11 protein-coding genes are annotated in these 15,365 nt (G+C 62.0%); 7 read left to right on the top strand and 4 right to left on the bottom strand.

Features of this window, described 5'->3' with window-relative positions:
- Window positions 1–26: 26 nt before the first annotated feature.
- Window positions 27–887: an AraC family transcriptional regulator gene (locus tag RAD10_RS17165; RefSeq protein ID WP_461618451.1), complete on the bottom strand. Its 861-nt coding sequence runs from the start codon at window positions 885–887 to the stop codon at window positions 27–29.
- A gap of 369 nt (window positions 888–1,256) precedes the next feature.
- Here RAD10_RS17165 and mdeB point away from each other — a divergent pair, with 369 nt between their 5' ends.
- From mdeB to scpA, 6 genes are all read left to right on the top strand, one after another.
- The gene (mdeB, locus tag RAD10_RS17160; protein ID WP_461618450.1) at window positions 1,257–3,935 is read left to right on the top strand and encodes an alpha-ketoglutarate dehydrogenase; all 2,679 of its coding nucleotides are present in this window, start codon (window positions 1,257–1,259) and stop codon (window positions 3,933–3,935) included.
- 17 nt (window positions 3,936–3,952) lie between these two features.
- Window positions 3,953–5,233: a 2-oxo acid dehydrogenase subunit E2 gene (locus RAD10_RS17155; protein ID WP_461618449.1), complete on the top strand. Its 1,281-nt coding sequence runs from the start codon at window positions 3,953–3,955 to the stop codon at window positions 5,231–5,233.
- Window positions 5,234–5,241: 8 nt separating this feature from the next.
- Window positions 5,242–6,996, top strand: coding sequence for a dihydrolipoyl dehydrogenase (lpdA, locus tag RAD10_RS17150; protein WP_461618448.1), 1,755 nt, complete (start codon window positions 5,242–5,244; stop codon window positions 6,994–6,996).
- Window positions 6,974–8,503 carry an acyl-CoA carboxylase subunit beta gene (locus RAD10_RS17145; protein WP_461618447.1) on the top strand — a complete coding sequence of 510 codons (1,530 nt, stop codon included), beginning with the start codon at window positions 6,974–6,976 and terminating at the stop codon, window positions 8,501–8,503. The genes lpdA and RAD10_RS17145 overlap by 23 nt, the downstream gene beginning before the upstream one ends.
- Before the next feature lie 8 nt (window positions 8,504–8,511).
- Window positions 8,512–10,527, top strand: a complete 2,016-nt coding sequence (locus RAD10_RS17140) for an acetyl-CoA carboxylase biotin carboxylase subunit (RefSeq protein WP_461618446.1) — start codon at window positions 8,512–8,514, stop codon at window positions 10,525–10,527.
- A 63-nt stretch (window positions 10,528–10,590) separates the two neighbouring features.
- Complete coding sequence (scpA, locus tag RAD10_RS17135; protein ID WP_461618445.1) at window positions 10,591–12,729, top strand: methylmalonyl-CoA mutase; 2,139 nt, start codon at window positions 10,591–10,593, stop codon at window positions 12,727–12,729.
- Between the two features lie 53 nt (window positions 12,730–12,782).
- Here scpA and RAD10_RS17130 read toward each other — a convergent pair whose 3' ends face one another.
- Window positions 12,783–12,974, bottom strand: coding sequence for a sigma factor-like helix-turn-helix DNA-binding protein (locus RAD10_RS17130; RefSeq protein ID WP_461618591.1), 192 nt, complete (start codon window positions 12,972–12,974; stop codon window positions 12,783–12,785).
- Complete coding sequence (locus RAD10_RS17125) at window positions 12,929–13,171, bottom strand: sigma factor (protein WP_461618577.1); 243 nt, start codon at window positions 13,169–13,171, stop codon at window positions 12,929–12,931. Before RAD10_RS17125 ends, RAD10_RS17130 begins: the two co-directional genes overlap by 46 nt.
- A 396-nt stretch (window positions 13,172–13,567) precedes the next feature.
- Between RAD10_RS17125 and RAD10_RS17120 the strand changes: the two genes are divergently transcribed.
- Complete coding sequence (locus RAD10_RS17120; RefSeq protein WP_246784427.1) at window positions 13,568–13,699, top strand: MFS transporter; 132 nt, start codon at window positions 13,568–13,570, stop codon at window positions 13,697–13,699.
- 470 nt (window positions 13,700–14,169) lie between these two features.
- Here the strand turns inward: RAD10_RS17120 and RAD10_RS17115 are convergent, their stop codons facing one another.
- Window positions 14,170–15,267 (bottom strand): tyrosine-type recombinase/integrase, encoded by a 1,098-nt coding sequence (locus tag RAD10_RS17115; RefSeq protein ID WP_461618444.1) that lies wholly within the window; start codon window positions 15,265–15,267, stop codon window positions 14,170–14,172.
- Window positions 15,268–15,365 lie beyond the last annotated feature (98 nt).

Raw genomic sequence — 15,365 nt, 5'->3', positions numbered from 1 at the left:
CAAATACCGAGGCAGGGACGTGCGAGCTAGGGCAAACTGTCCGAATTTATCAGGCGCGACCGCTCGGCAAGGAAGCGGCGAGGGCTCTGTCCCATCGTCTTCTTGAACATCGTGATGAACGCGCTGGGCGTTTCGTAGCCCAGTTCCAGCGACACGGCCTGGACCGAACTGCCCGCCGTGAGGCGTTGCATGGCGATCAGAATGTGGAGACGCTGGCGCCAGCGCCCGAAGGTCATCCCTGTTTCCTTGGCGATGAAGCGTGCGAACGTGCTCTCGCTCATTGCGTAGCGCGAGGCGACTTCGTCCATCGTGCTGCGGTCGCCCGGATTATTCAACAAGAAAGTGGCGAGGTGTTGAAGACGGGCGTCGGGGGAGATCGGCAGATACATTTCATCCGTCGTCGGCATCTGCACGAGTTCGTCGAGCAATACCCGGCCGAGACGGCTGGTCGGTCCTTCCAGCGGATAGAGCGGTGGGAACACCGAGAGGCGGTGGATCAATTCGCGCACCAGCGACGTGATCATCAGCGTGCAGCAGGTCCGCGGCAGCATGCTGACCTGTGGATCGATGAACACGGTGTAGAGTTTGCCGAAATCGGCCACGCAATTGCTGTGCTGCACGCCGGCCGGGATCCATACCGCGCCTTGCGGAGGTACGATCCACAAGCCGCCAGGCGCCCGGCACATCACCGAGCCATGAGATGCGACGACCAATTGGCCTTTGCGGTGTGAGTGCAGCGGTAGGTCGTCGTTGTCTTTGCTGGTTTCGAGACAGAATGAAGTGACGGGACGATCGAACTGATCCGGATCGACCGGATCATAGTTGATCCGAAGATCGGGCAGATCCATTCGCGCAAAATCCGGATCGAACTCGGTCTCGGGCGGCATTTCAATCCTGCCAATTCGTCAAGTCAGTCAAGCCTTGATGCAGATCCTGCTGTTAACTGAGGTTAGCTGTTTTGAAAGGTCAGGTCACTAGTCGCGGCGAGCCGTTGAGTTCGCTGATCTGCGACAAGATGCCCGCTCCTACGGCGTGAGCGCTTAGTGATGCGTCATGTTGCGCCGTGACCAAGCGGAAGCACCTGTCAGGCGGCCCACGGTTCGATCACTTGCTGATTAAACCAACAGCAGAGAATGCTGCGACGCGAGCCTCGGCGTCCCTCCGGAGTCGGGCAATCCGTCGGAACGCGGCCGTATTCAGCAGCACGTGCCATAGCACCCGATGCTACCAAGTGCGGGCTTTCTGGAGCCCGACGCATGACTGCACACATGGATCCGCCACGCAAGGCGGTCAACGCCGATCAGGACACGGTCGAAACCGCCGATTGGCTCGCATCGCTTGGATCGCTCCACCGCAGCGCCGGTGCCGAGCGCGTGCGATACATCCTGGCTGCGCTTGATCGGCGTGCGAAGGAGCTTGGAGTTCTGCCGGACTCTCCGCCGTTTTCGCCCTATCGCAATTCGATTCCGCTCGAGCAGCAGAAGCCCTACCCCGGCAACATCGCGATCGAGACGCGCCTGACGGCGATCATTCGCTGGAACGCGCTCGCGATGGTGGTCCGTGCCAACAGGGCCTATGGGGAACTCGGCGGGCACGTCGCCAGCTATGCCTCAGCCGCGGAGATTTTCGAAGTCGGATTTAATCATTTCTTTCGCGCGTCAAGCTCCGAGTCGGAGGGGGACTTGGTGTATTTCCAGCCGCATTCGTCCCCCGGAGTCTATGCACGAGCGTATCTCGAAGGCCGACTGTCGGACGAAAATCTCAAGCTGTATCGCCAGGAACTGAGCGGTCCCGGTCTGTCGTCCTATCCGCATCCCTGGCTGATGCCGGAGTTCTGGCAGGTGCCGTCGGCGTCGATGGGCCTCGGCCCGATCAGCGCGATCTACCAGGCGCGGTTCATGAAGTATCTGCAGCATCGCGGCCTGGTGCAGACGGCTGGTCGCCACGTCTGGGGTGTGTTCGGCGACGGCGAGATGGACGAGCCGGAATCGATCGCCGGGCTCGCCCTGGCGGCGCGGGAAAATCTCGACAACCTCACCTTCGTCGTCAATTGCAACCTGCAGCGCCTGGATGGGCCGGTCCGCGGCAACGGCCAGGTGATTCAGGAACTCGAATCTCTCTTCCAGGGCGCCGGCTGGAACGTCATCAAGGTGTTGTGGGGATCGGACTGGGACGATATCTTCGCACGCGACAGCAAGCATGCGCTGCTGCGCAAATTCGCCGACACCGTCGATGGCAAATATCAGACGCTCGGCGCCAAGGATGGCGCTTACAACCTCGCCAACTTCTTCAGCGAGGACCCCGAGGTCCGGGCGCTGGTTGCGCACATGTCGGACGCGGATATCGACGGCCTGAAGCGCGGTGGCCACGACTTCAAGAAGCTGTTCGCTGCCTTTGCTGCCGCTAAGGACATGAAGGGTCGGCCGACCGTCATTCTGGCGAAGACCAAGAAGGGCTACGGCATGGGCGGCGCCGGCGAGTCGCGCATGACGTCGCACCAGGCCAAGAAGCTCGACGTCGATGCGCTGTATGCGTTCCGCGACCGGTTCGCTCTGCCGCTCAGCAACGAGCAGGTCGAGAATCTGGAGTTCTTCACGCCTGCGGAAGACAGCGCGGAAATTCAGTATCTGCGCGCCCGTCGCGCGGCGCTCGGCGGCTACATGCCGGTGCGGCGACGCGCTTCGGCGACGCTGCCGGTGCCGCCGCTGCAATCCTACGCGGAGTTCGCGTTGCGCGGCGACGGCAAGGAGACGTCGACGACGATGGCGATCGTGCGGCTGTTCACCAATTTGCTCAAGGACAAGACGCTCGGCCCGCGCATCGTTCCCATCGTCGCCGACGAAGCCCGCACCTTCGGAATGGCGAACCTGTTCAGGCAGGTCGGCATCTACTCGCCGGCAGGGCAGCTCTACGAGCCGGAAGATGCCGGCTCGATGCTGTACTACAAGGAAGCGATCGACGGTCAATTGTTGGAGGAAGGGATCACCGAGGCGGGGGCGATTTCGTCCTGGACCGCGGCTGCGACCTCCTACAGCATCCATAACTTCCCATTGCTACCGTTCTATATCTACTATTCGATGTTCGGCTTTCAGCGGGTCGGCGATCTGATCTGGGCAGCGGCGGACCAGCGCGCGCGTGGCTTTCTGATCGGGGCGACGGCCGGCCGGACGACGCTCGGTGGGGAAGGCTTGCAGCATCAGGACGGGTCCAGCCATCTGATGGCGGCGACCGTTCCGAACTGCCGGGCCTACGATCCGGCATTCTCCTACGAGGTGGCCGTCATCGTGGATCACGGCATGCGGTCGATGCTCGAGCAGGGCAACGACGAGTTCTATTACCTCACGGCGATGAACGAGAACTATGCGCAGCCCTCGATGCCCGACGATGCGCGCGACGGGATCATCAAGGGACTCTATCGGGTTCTGCCGAGCGCTAACGGGCCGGCGAAGATCAGGCTGGTCGGCTCGGGCGCCATTCTTCCGGAGGCGCTCGCTGCCGCGGCGATGCTGCAAAGCGAATGGAAAGTGCCCAGCGAAGTCTGGTCGGCAACGAGCTTTTCCGAGCTGGCGCGAGAGGCGCGTGAGGTGGAGCGAACTAATCGGCTCTCGCCGCTGTCGACCCCGGTCGAGAGCCACGTCGCACAATGCCTCGGCGGCAAGGTGCCGATCGTCGCGGCTTCGGATTATGTCCGGGCGTATCCGCAACTGATCGGTTCTTACATCGAGGCCCCCTATACGGTGCTGGGCACCGACGGATTCGGGCGCAGCGATACGCGCGCCGCGCTGAGATCTTTCTTCGAGGTCGATCGCAAGCAGATCGTCGTTGCGGCGCTGTCGGCGCTGGTAAAATCGGGTGACGTGGCGCGTGAGCAGGTCGCCGAAGCCATCGCCAGCTACGAATTGCCGACCGGCGTTGCATCGCCTTGGTCTCGCTGACAGAGGGCGGAGCGCGCATGTCTCATTCAATTGAAGTCGTTCTGCCGGATATCGGAGACTACAAGGATGTTCCGGTAGTCGAAATCAATGTGTTGGTCGGCGACGAGGTCACAATCGACATGCCGTTGCTGTCGATCGAGTCCGACAAGGCGACGATGGAGGTGCCATCCCCGGCCGCAGGCACGGTGGCCAAACTGATGATCGACGTCGGGGCGCGGGTTTCACAAGGTTCGGTTCTGATGATCCTCGAAAGTCGCGGTGAATCCACCGCGCCTTCGCCGGCGGCTGCGTCGGCGGCGCAGGTGGAGCAACGGTTCTCGCAGCAGGAGGCGCTGTCACAGCCGGCGCCCGCCGCTCCAGTCGATGGTTCGCGAGCACGTGCACAACAGCCGCGGCCCAGCGGGGCTGCGCATGCGTCGCCGTCGGTGCGCGCTTTGGCGCGTGAGCTCGGCGTGGCGCTGGACTCTGTCGTGCCCACCGGCCCCAAAGGCCGGATTCTGCGCGAGGATGTGGCGGCCTTCGTCAACGGACTGGCGCGGCCGGGACCGGCGATGGCGCTTGCGCCCGACGCGCCGGTCGATCGGCCCAGTGTGGATTTCGAGAGGTACGGCGCGGTCGAGCGCCTGCCGCTGACGCGGATCCAGAAGCTGACCGGCGCGAACCTCTCGCGCAACTGGACCGTCATTCCCCACGTGACGAATTTCGACAAAGCGGATGTGACCGACGCTGAAGCCTTCCGCCAGCTCGCCAATGCCGAGGCCGCGAAGGACACGGCGAAACTCACCATGGTGTCGCTGCTGATCAAGGCCGCGGCCTTGGCGCTGCAGAAGTACCCGCGCTTCAATTCATCGCTCGATGGCGACGAACTGATCCTCAAGCACTACGTCCACATCGGCTTCGCCGTCGACACGCCGAAAGGTCTGGTCGTGCCGGTGATCCGGGACTGCGATAAGAAGGGCCTTCGGCAGATCGCCGCCGAGATGCGCTCGCTTGCCGACAAGGCGCTCGCGGGGCAGCTCGCGTCGGGCGACATGCAGGGCGGCTGTTTCTCGGTGTCGTCTCTGGGAGGCGTCGGCGGTCAGGGATTTACGCCCATCATCAATGCGCCCGAGGTGGCAATCCTCGGAGCCGGTCGTGCCGCCACCGAGGCAGTCTGGAATGGGCGCGAATTCGAACCGCGGCTCGTCCTTTCCCTGAGTCTGTCGTGGGATCACCGGGTCGTCGACGGCGTAGCCGGGGCCCGGTTCCTGGGCTTCGTCGCGTCGGTGCTCTCCGATCTGCGGCGTTTCGCATTGTGAGGACGCAGATGCGGACAGAGGAGATCCGGGTCCCCGACATCGGGGACTTCCGAGACGTCGAAGTCGTCGAGATCCACGTCAGGGCGGGCGACGTCGTCGCGCGAGAGCAGGCGTTGATCACCGTGGAATCCGACAAGGCGACGCTGGAGATTCCGTCGCCGATTGCAGGGGTGATCACGAGCATTTCGCTACGCGTTGGAGACAAGGTGTCTCAAGGCACCATGATTGGCACGGCGTCGGCGTCGGACAAAGCGGGCCCGCAAAGCGAGGCGGTCTCGGCGGATCAGGCCGATGCTGGCCAGCGTGCAACAGATCATGCACGCTACGATCTCGTCGTGATCGGAGGCGGGCCGGGCGGCTATTCAGCAGCTTTTCGGGCAGCAGATCTTGGACTGAGGACCGCGATCGTCGAACGCTACGGCACCCTGGGCGGAGTTTGCCTGAATGTCGGATGTATCCCGTCGAAGGCGCTGCTTCATGTTGCGGCCGTCAAAGAGGAGGCCGAGCGGATCGCTGACCTGGGCATTCGCTTCGGCGCGCCGCAGATCGATCTGCAGGCGCTGCGCGCCTTCAAGGACGGCGTGGTCACGAAGCTGACGGATGGGCTGAGCCAGATGGCGGCGGCGCGCCGCGTCACGGTGATCCGCGGCACCGCGAAATTCATCTCCGCGACGCGGCTCGAGGTTGCCGGCGAAGGGGCAGGCTCGCAGCAGATCGACTTCGGACAATGTATCATCGCGACGGGCTCGCGCGCGGTGCAGTTGGCGGTGCTTCCCAAGGACGAGCGGATCGTGACCTCGACCGGCGCGCTCTCGCTGCGAAGCATTCCGGGCTCCATGCTCGTGATCGGAGCCGGGATCATCGGGCTGGAGATGGCGACCGTCTACAGCGCGCTCGGCGCGAAGATCGATCTTGTCGAAAGGCTTCCCGATATCCTGGCGGGCGTGGATGCCGATGCGGTGAAGATCTGGCGTTCGCGCAATGCGCATCGCTTCGAGCATATCGACCTTGAAAGCAGCGTATCAACTGCCGCGGTGACGCCCGACGGCGTGACGGTTGCTATCACGGGCGCGTCAGTTCAGACACGATCCTACGATCTCGTGCTGCAATCTGCGGGCCGCGTTCCCAACAGCGGCGAGCTCGGCCTCGAACGGATCGGCGTCGCAATCGATCCGAACGGCTTCATTCAGGTCGACGAGCAGATGAGAACGACGGTGCGCAACGTCTTCGCCATCGGCGACGTCGTCGGCGGTTCGATGCTGGCCCACAAGGCCGTTCACGAGGGGCACGTCGCCGCGGAAGTAGCCGCCGGGAAGCCGGCGGCCTTTACAGCGAAGATCGTCCCCAATGTCGCCTACACCGATCCTGAGATCGCATGGGTCGGCAAGTCCGAGCGTGATGTCGCCGATTCCGGAGGGAAGATCCGTTCGGCAAAATTCCCATGGGCCGCGTCCGGCCGGGCCATCGCGTCGGGCGCGTCCTATGGCATGACGAAGCTGTTGTTCGACGTCGAGACCGATCGCATCGTCGGGGGCGTGATCGTCGGTCCGCATGCCGGCGATATGATCGGGGAAATCTGTCTCGCGATCGAAATGGGGGCTGTCGCGATCGATATCGGCAAGACCATTCACCCGCATCCGACCCTCGGCGAGACGATCTGCATGGCTGCCGAAGTCTATGAGGGCATTTGCACCGACCTGCCTCCAATCGCCAGAAACGGTAGCTCAGTTGGCCCAATCGATGTCCGTTATCGAAGCTCTTGAACAACGTCGCGCCGGTGCCAAACTCGGCGGCGGCGAGAAGCGCATGGACGCGCAGCATGCGCGCGGCCGCCTCACTGCGCGGGAGCGGATCGACCTACTGCTCGACAAGCATTCGTTCGAGGAGATGGACATGTTCGTCCAGCACCGCTCGACCGAATTCGGGATGGAGAAGACCAAGATCCCCGGCGACGGTGTCGTCACCGGCTGGGGCACCGTCAACGGCCGCAAGACTTTCGTCTTCGCCAAGGACTTTACGGTGTTCGGCGGCTCGCTCTCGGAGACGCACGCGCTGAAGATCACCAAGCTGCAGGACATGGCGATGAAGGCGCGGGCGCCCATCATCGGCCTCTATGACGCCGGCGGCGCCCGCATCCAGGAAGGCGTCGCCGCGCTCGCCGGATATTCCTACGTGTTCCGCCGCAACGTGCTCGCCTCCGGCGTGATCCCGCAGATCTCCGTCATCATGGGCCCCTGCGCCGGCGGTGACGTCTATTCGCCTGCGATGACCGACTTCATCTTCATGGTGGAGAACACCAGCTACATGTTCGTCACCGGGCCCGACGTGGTGAAGACCGTCACCAACGAGGTCGTCACGGCCGAGGAGCTCGGCGGCGCCTCGGTGCACGCCACGCGCTCCTCGATCGCGGATGGTGCCTTCGAGAACGACGTCGAGACGCTGTTGCAGATGCGGCGCCTGATCGATTTCCTGCCGTCCAACAACACCGACGGCGTGCCGGAATGGCCGAGCTTCGACGACATCGGCCGGGTCGACATGTCCCTGGACACGCTGATCCCCGACAATCCGAACAAGCCCTATGACATGAAGGAGCTCATCCTGAAGGTCGTGGACGAGGGCGATTTCTTCGAGATTGCGGAGAGCTTCGCCAAGAACATCGTCACCGGCTTTGGCCGCATCGCCGGCCGCACCGTCGGCTTCGTCGCCAATCAGCCGATGGTGCTGGCCGGCGTGCTCGACTCGGATGCCTCGCGCAAGGCCGCGCGCTTCGTCCGCTTCTGCGATGCCTTCAACATCCCGATCGTCACTTTCGTGGACGTGCCGGGCTTCCTGCCGGGCACCGCGCAGGAATATGGAGGCCTGATCAAGCACGGCGCCAAGCTGCTGTTCGCTTATTCGCAGTGCACCGTGCCGCTGGTGACCATCATCACCCGCAAGGCCTATGGCGGCGCCTTCGACGTCATGGCCTCCAAGGAGATCGGCGCCGACATGAACTACGCCTGGCCGACCGCCCAGATCGCGGTGATGGGCGCCAAGGGCGCGGTGGAGATCATCTTCCGCAGTGACATCGGCGACCCCGACAAGATCGCCGCGCGCACCAAGGAATACGAGGACCGCTTCCTGTCGCCGTTCATCGCCGCCGAGCGCGGCTATATCGACGACGTCATCATGCCGCATTCGACGCGGAAGCGGATCGCGCGGGCGCTGGCGATGCTGAAGGACAAGAAAATGGAAGCGCCGGCGAAGAAGCACGACAACATGCCGTTGTGAGAAGAGAAGTGTTCAAACGCATTCTGATCGCCAATCGCGGCGAAATCGCCTGCCGGGTCATCAAGACCGCCCGCCGCATGGGAATTCAGACCGTCGCAGTCTATTCCGAGGCCGACCGCGATGCCCTCCATGTGGAGATGGCCGACGAGGCCGTGCTGATCGGCCCTCCCGCCGCGGCCGAGAGCTATCTGGTGATCGAGAAGATCGTCGAGGCATGTAAAAAGACGGGCGCCGAGGCCGTGCATCCCGGCTACGGCTTCCTCTCAGAGCGCGAGGCATTTCCGCGCGCGCTGGAGGCCGCAGGCATCGTCTTCATCGGCCCGAACCCGGGCGCGATCGCGGCGATGGGCGACAAGATCGAGTCGAAGAAGGCGGCGGCCAAGGCCAAGGTCTCGACCGTGCCGGGCCACCTCGGCGTCATCGAGGATGACAAGCACGCGGTCCGTATCGCCGACGAGATCGGCTACCCCGTGATGATCAAGGCCTCCGCCGGCGGCGGCGGCAAGGGCATGCGCATCGCCCATTCCAAGGCCGAGGTCGCCGAGGGCTTCAATCTCGCCAAGGCCGAGGCCAAGGCGTCGTTCGGTGATGATCGTGTCTTCGTCGAAAAATTCATCGTCGATCCCCGCCACATCGAGATTCAGGTGCTGGGCGACAAGCACGGCAACGTCATCTATCTCGGCGAGCGTGAGTGCTCGATCCAGCGCCGCAACCAGAAGGTCATCGAGGAGGCGCCGTCGCCGCTGCTCGACGAGGCCACGCGCCGCAAGATGGGCGAGCAGGCCGTCGCGCTGGCCAAGGCCGTGAATTACGACTCCGCCGGCACCGTCGAGTTCGTCGCGGGGCAGGACAAGAGCTTCTACTTCCTGGAGATGAACACGCGCCTCCAGGTCGAGCATCCCGTCACCGAGCTCGTCACCGGCATCGACCTCGTCGAGCAGATGATCCGCGTTGCCGCCGGCGAGAAGCTCGCCATCGCGCAGAAGGACGTCACGCTGACGGGCTGGGCGGTGGAATCGCGCCTCTACGCCGAAGACCCGTTCCGCAACTTCCTGCCCTCGATCGGGCGGCTCGTGAAGTATCGTCCGCCGGCGGAAGTGAGCCACGACGGCATCACCATCCGCAACGACACCGGCGTGCAGGAGGGCGGCGAGATCTCGATCCATTACGATCCGATGATCGCAAAGCTCGTCACGCATGCGCCCTCGCGCGCGGCCGCGATCGAGGCGCAGGCGACCGCGCTCGACTCGTTCTATGTCGACGGCATCAGGCACAACATCCCGTTCCTGTCGGCGCTGATGCATCATCCGCGCTGGCGCGAGGGTCGGCTCTCGACCGGCTTCATCGCCGAGGAGTTCCCAAAGGGTTTTGCGGTGCGCGTGCCCGAAGGCGAGGTCGCCCGGCGGATCGCCGCGGTCGGCGCTGCCATCGATCACGTGCTCGGTGAGCGCAAGCGGCAGATTTCGGGCCAGATGGGCGGCCGCGTCGTGCAGCGCGAGCGCCGCCGCGCGGTCTGGCTCGACCGCCAGGAGATCCTGCTCGAGGTGGGGCGCGAGGGCGAGGCGATCGCGATCCGCTTCATCGATGCCGACGGCAAGACCGGCAATGCGCATCTGTTGCAGTCGCCATGGAAGCCGGGCGACCCGGTCTGGCAGGGCACCATCGACGGCCATTTCGTCGCCGTGCAAACCCGCCCCATCGCGAACGGCATCCGCCTCGCGCATCAGGGCGTCGAGGTGCCGGTCTATGTCTGGACTGAGGCGGAAGCGGCTTCGGCGCGCTTGATGCCGGTGACGACGGCCTCCGACACCGGCAAGAAGCTGCTGTGCCCGATGCCCGGCCTCGTGGTCTCGATCGCGGTCAGCGAAGGGCAGGAGGTCAAGGCCGGCGAGACGCTCGCAGTGGTCGAAGCCATGAAGATGCAGAACGTGCTCCGTGCCGAGCAGGACGGTACGGTGAAGAAGATCCACGCCAGCGCCGGTGCGTCGCTGGCGGTGGACGCGCTGATCTTGGAATTTGCGTAAGCAGGCCATGTAGCCCGTGATGCGTGGTGGACAATTAGGTCGGTAACCGGTGCGAGATCAGGAATGTCGATGTCATTTCCAGATGAATGGAAGAGGATTGCCGAGAAGGAACTAAAAGGCGATCCCATCGCGCTCGTGCGGAAGGTTCCGGAGGGCATTGAAGTCAAGCCGATCTATACGGCTTCTGATTTAGATGGGATCGAGCATCTGGACACGTTACCTGGCATGTCGCCGTTCGTTCGCGGTCCTAAGGCGACGATGTATACTGGCAGACCGTGGACAATCCGCCAGTATGCGGGATTCTCGACTGCAGAAGCGTCAAACGCATTCTATCGTTCCGCCCTTTCCTCAGGACAGAAGGGCTTGTCGGTTGCATTCGACTTGGCGACCCACCGCGGCTATGATTCTGATCATCCTCGCGTCCTAGGTGATGTCGGGAAGGCGGGCGTTGCCATCGACTCAGTCGAAGACATGAAGATCCTCTTTGACGGCATTCCCCTCGGGGAAACGTCGGTGTCGATGACCATGAACGGAGCGATAATCCCCATTCTCGCAACCTTCATTGTCGCCGGTGAAGAGCGGGGAATTCCGCGCGAAGCTCTCTCGGGAACTGTCCAAAATGACATTCTGAAGGAGTTCATGGTCCGCAATACCTACATTTATCCGCCGGAATCATCGATGCGCATTGTTGCTGACATTATAGCGTTTACCGCGCAGAACATGCCGCGCTTCAACTCCATCTCGATTTCAGGCTACCATATGCAAGAGGCGGGGGCGACGCTCGTCCAGGAGTTGGCCTTTACGCTTGCTGATGGACGTGAATACGTCCGGTCTGCTCTTGCCAAGGGCCTTAACATCGATGACTTTGCAGGGCGGCTTTCATTCTTCTTCGCTATCGGAATGAATTTCTTCATGGAAGCGGCGAAGTTGCGCGCTGCTCGGCTTATCTGGTCGCGTGTTATGGCGGAATTCAATCCTAAAAAGCAGTCGTCCTTAGTGCTTCGTACGCACTGTCAGACGTCGGGAGTGTCGCTCCAGGAGCATGATCCGTATAACAATATCGTGCGGACCGCTTATGAGGCCTTAGCCGCCGTTCTGGGCGGCACGCAATCGCTGCACACAAATTCGTTCGACGAAGCCATCGCATTGCCTACTGAGTTTTCGGCTCGGATTGCCCGTAACACCCAGCTGATCCTTCAGCATGAGACGGGCGTCGCCGACGTCGTCGATCCCCTCGCGGGATCCTACTATGTCGAGCGCCTGACGGACGATCTCGTCAAGGCTGCCTGGCAACTCATGGAGGAGGTCGAAGAGCGGGGAGGGATGGCGAACGCGATCGCGACAGGGTGGCCTAAGCGATTGATCGAAGAATCGGCGACGCGCAAGCAGGCCGCGATCGATCGCGGCGATCAGGTTATTGTCGGAGTTAATCGGTTTCGGCTTGAACAAGAGGAGCCAATCGACATTCTGGAGATCGACAATTCGACTGTGCGCGCTTCGCAAATTCGCCGCCTGACCGATATCAAACGGTCGAGAGATTCTAAGGGCGTCTCCAGTGCGTTGGCTCGACTAACCCGGGTCGCGCAATTAGGTGAGGGAAATCTGCTGGAAGCCGCGATTGAGGCCGCTAGGTCTCGAGCAACCGTCGGCGAAATGTCTGATGCAATGCGGCAGGCTTTTGGAGATCACCAGGCGATACCCGATGTTGTTTCGAGTGTCTATGGCCCTGCTTATGGAAACGATCCCGAGTTCACCAATCTTGTCTCGCGGCTCGACGAAGTGTCACAAGTGATTGGCGTGAGGCCAAAGATTATGGTCGCCAAGCTAGGACAAGATGGTCATGATCGAGGTGCGAAGGTTATTGCGTCGGCATTCGGCGATATGGGGTTCGATGTTGTTGCCGGTCCTTTGTTTCAGACGCCAGCCGAAGCTGCCGCGATGGCCGTTCAGGCAAAGGTACATGTTCTGGGGGTCTCGTCGCTCGCGGCCGGTCACAGGACGCTCGTTCCTCAGGTTGTCAGGGAGTTGAAGCTGGCTGGCGCTGGCGGCATCATTGTTGTTTGCGGGGGCGTCGTGCCACGGCAGGACTACGAGGAATTGCTTCGGAGCGGAGTGGCAGCCGTGTTTGGACCTGGTACCAACGTACTTGAGGCCGCTATGGCAGTTCTCGATCTTATCGAGGGACGGCGAAGAAATCGCTGATCGAGGCCCGGCCGCTTTGAAGTTGCACGGGCTTCGATCAGGATCCGTTCTATTCATCCAAGCACTAGCGCGCGCCGCGAGCGTACGGACCGCGGCTGGCCCGCGGGGGTGATGGCCAGTTCGGTTAGCGGCACGTCGAAGACGTCATGGAGAAGAAAAGCGGCCCGCTCCAGAGGAGACAGACGCTCGAGGGCCAGCATCAACGTGACCGTGACGTCGTCGGCGACCGTCTCGTCTGGCTCCATGGAACCCACGAGAGGATCTGGCAGCCAGGGTCCCAGGTAGGCTTCCCGGCGCGCCCGCGCGGCGCGGCGTCGTCAGGGCACAGGCGTGTGACGATGCGGGTTAGATGGGCGGGAGGCGAATCGACGTAATCCTCCACCCCGACCCACCGCAGCCATGCGTCCTGAACGACCTCCTCCGCCTCGGCGAGCGAGCCCATCATCCGATAGGCCAGGCGTGTCAGGCGCCTGCGCTTCGCTTCGAACTCGGTGTCGCCGACTCGATGGAAACCCGTTGGCCATAGAGTTGGCTGCCGCCGAACGGCTGCCGAGATCGCTGCCGCCTGTCATCCGTCGGGGAGGAAGCAAGAGCCTCGGCCTGGTACATTGGAAACATAGCCATCGCACTGCGACGCTGCCATCAGCGGCGACGACGTCGTACGAGATCCGCCCCGCTGGCAAATAGAACAGCGCGCCCGCTCGCAAGGGCCTTCGAGCCGCTGCTCGGCTCATTAGCCGCCCGAATAACGGGCAATCGGAAAGGGCGCTTTCTCGTCCGGTGTGGGATACCGGATTGATCCGGCGAAACGAGAAGCGCCCTGCAGGCGATCGCCGGCTTGGAGCAGCAACGACGGTGCGACGGCGCTTACGCGTGGGATCTCTTCGAGGACGCGGCTGTGAACGGCCGCAACCTGGAGGCTTTCAAGGTCGCCTCGTGGCTCGAGCACCTGAGGCAGCCCAGCGCGTGACAAACGCTGACCGTGCATCCAGGATGCGATCGGCGGCGTCAACGCATCAGCCGCTCCAACCATTACGCATTTCATCGCCACCGATCTTCGGATGCGCGATTAAGCGGGCTCATTCCCCTGCGGCGATCAGAAGCCGAAGGACCGGATTTGGCCAGAGTTGGCTTCGGGGAGCCTCATGGGGTCCGATCTGAAACCCGTCATTTTTTAAGTGGGTCATTTTTGGCGGGTTGAGTGTTACGGCTTCTCGCCTACGCGCCGTGTATCGCCAAGACGGACTAACAGCGGGCCGGAAAGCCCATCATGAGTCTGCGTTCCGCCGACAGCCACCACCTGTCGCAAGTCCGCTCATGGCGCAAGGCTGACGTGATGCAGTTACCCGCCGAAGTCCGCTCTCAAGGCCAAAGCAGGCAAGACGATCCTTTGCAGTTATATATTCAGCGAGCAGGTTCAAATTTGACGAAGGTCGCGCTCTAGCTGGCGACCAAGGTGGCTAGGAATTGCTCCATGGATGGCTGTGCAGCTTTCTGCATCTTGTGCAGATCTTCGGGCTTGAGATTTGTATATCGGCGCAACATTCGCCAGCCTTTATGGCCTGTCACCATCGCAACCTGCTGTATCGAAAAGCCCGCTTCGAAGAGTCTACTTGTTCCTTCATGGCGCAAATCGTGAAAGCATAGGTCATCTATATCGATAGCGTTGCATGACCTGCGGAAGGCAGCTCCTACCGACTTCGAGTGGTATGGAAAAACGCGTCCGAGGCCGCGCGTGAGAATCCGCTGCTCGAGCATAAGCTGCCAGGCATCGTACCCGGTCGAATTGAGGAGAGGAACCACTTGGTGGTTTCCGTCTTTGCGTCGAGGATCTTTGCGGTCGCGAATAGTGACGGTCCGCTTTGACATGTCGACATCAGTCCACTCGATGCGGCAGATCTCAGCTTGGCGCATTGCTGTCGCCACAGCAAAGCGAACAATTCTACCGAGTGGTAGATACTGTTGGGCGTTAGATTCGGTGTATCCGATCAGTCGATCGAGTTCGTCTTGGCTAGGGCGCCGATCTCTCTCGTTTGACTTTCCGACGAGATCCAGGTGCTTTAGCGCAGCTCTGGCCAGCTGTACGTTCTCGACTGAAACGTTAATGCCGTGGACTGCGGCAGCGTGAAGTAGGATCGTTCGGATGAATGAGAAATCGATCGCAAGGGTCGCCGGTCCAGCGCCTTGAGCAGCTCGCTTTCGCCCGAACTCAATCAATCTCTCCCTGGTCAGCTCTTTGAGGTTTGTTCGTCCAAGCGAGATCTTGAGGGCCTTGAGCACCATCGACTTGGATCGTCGTACGGGCTTGCCGACCTGGGCAAGATCGTCGAGATGCAGGGTGATCAAATCGGAAAAAATTCGAGGCTGCTCAAAAGGCCGGGAACGTCGAATTGGGGTGCCGCGATCGATAGAGCGCTCCACATCAAGCGCCCATTCTTCAGCATCGCGCCGTCGCACGAACGTGTTTGCGATGTACTCGTTTTTCCTCCTGACCTGAACGCGCCAGTTTCCCGATCTGAGTTTTGTAAACGTCGGCATTGCGTGTGCACTCCACCCCGATTTCGTGTGCGCTACGTGTGCACCGGGAGATCAAATGCGGTACAAACGTGTGCAATTTGGGCTAGTTTAAGTGCACA

The organism is Bradyrhizobium sp. 23AC (assembly GCF_054863025.1).
Note: the sequence above shows the minus strand (reverse complement) of the source record. Positions and strands in the feature narration are given on the sequence as shown.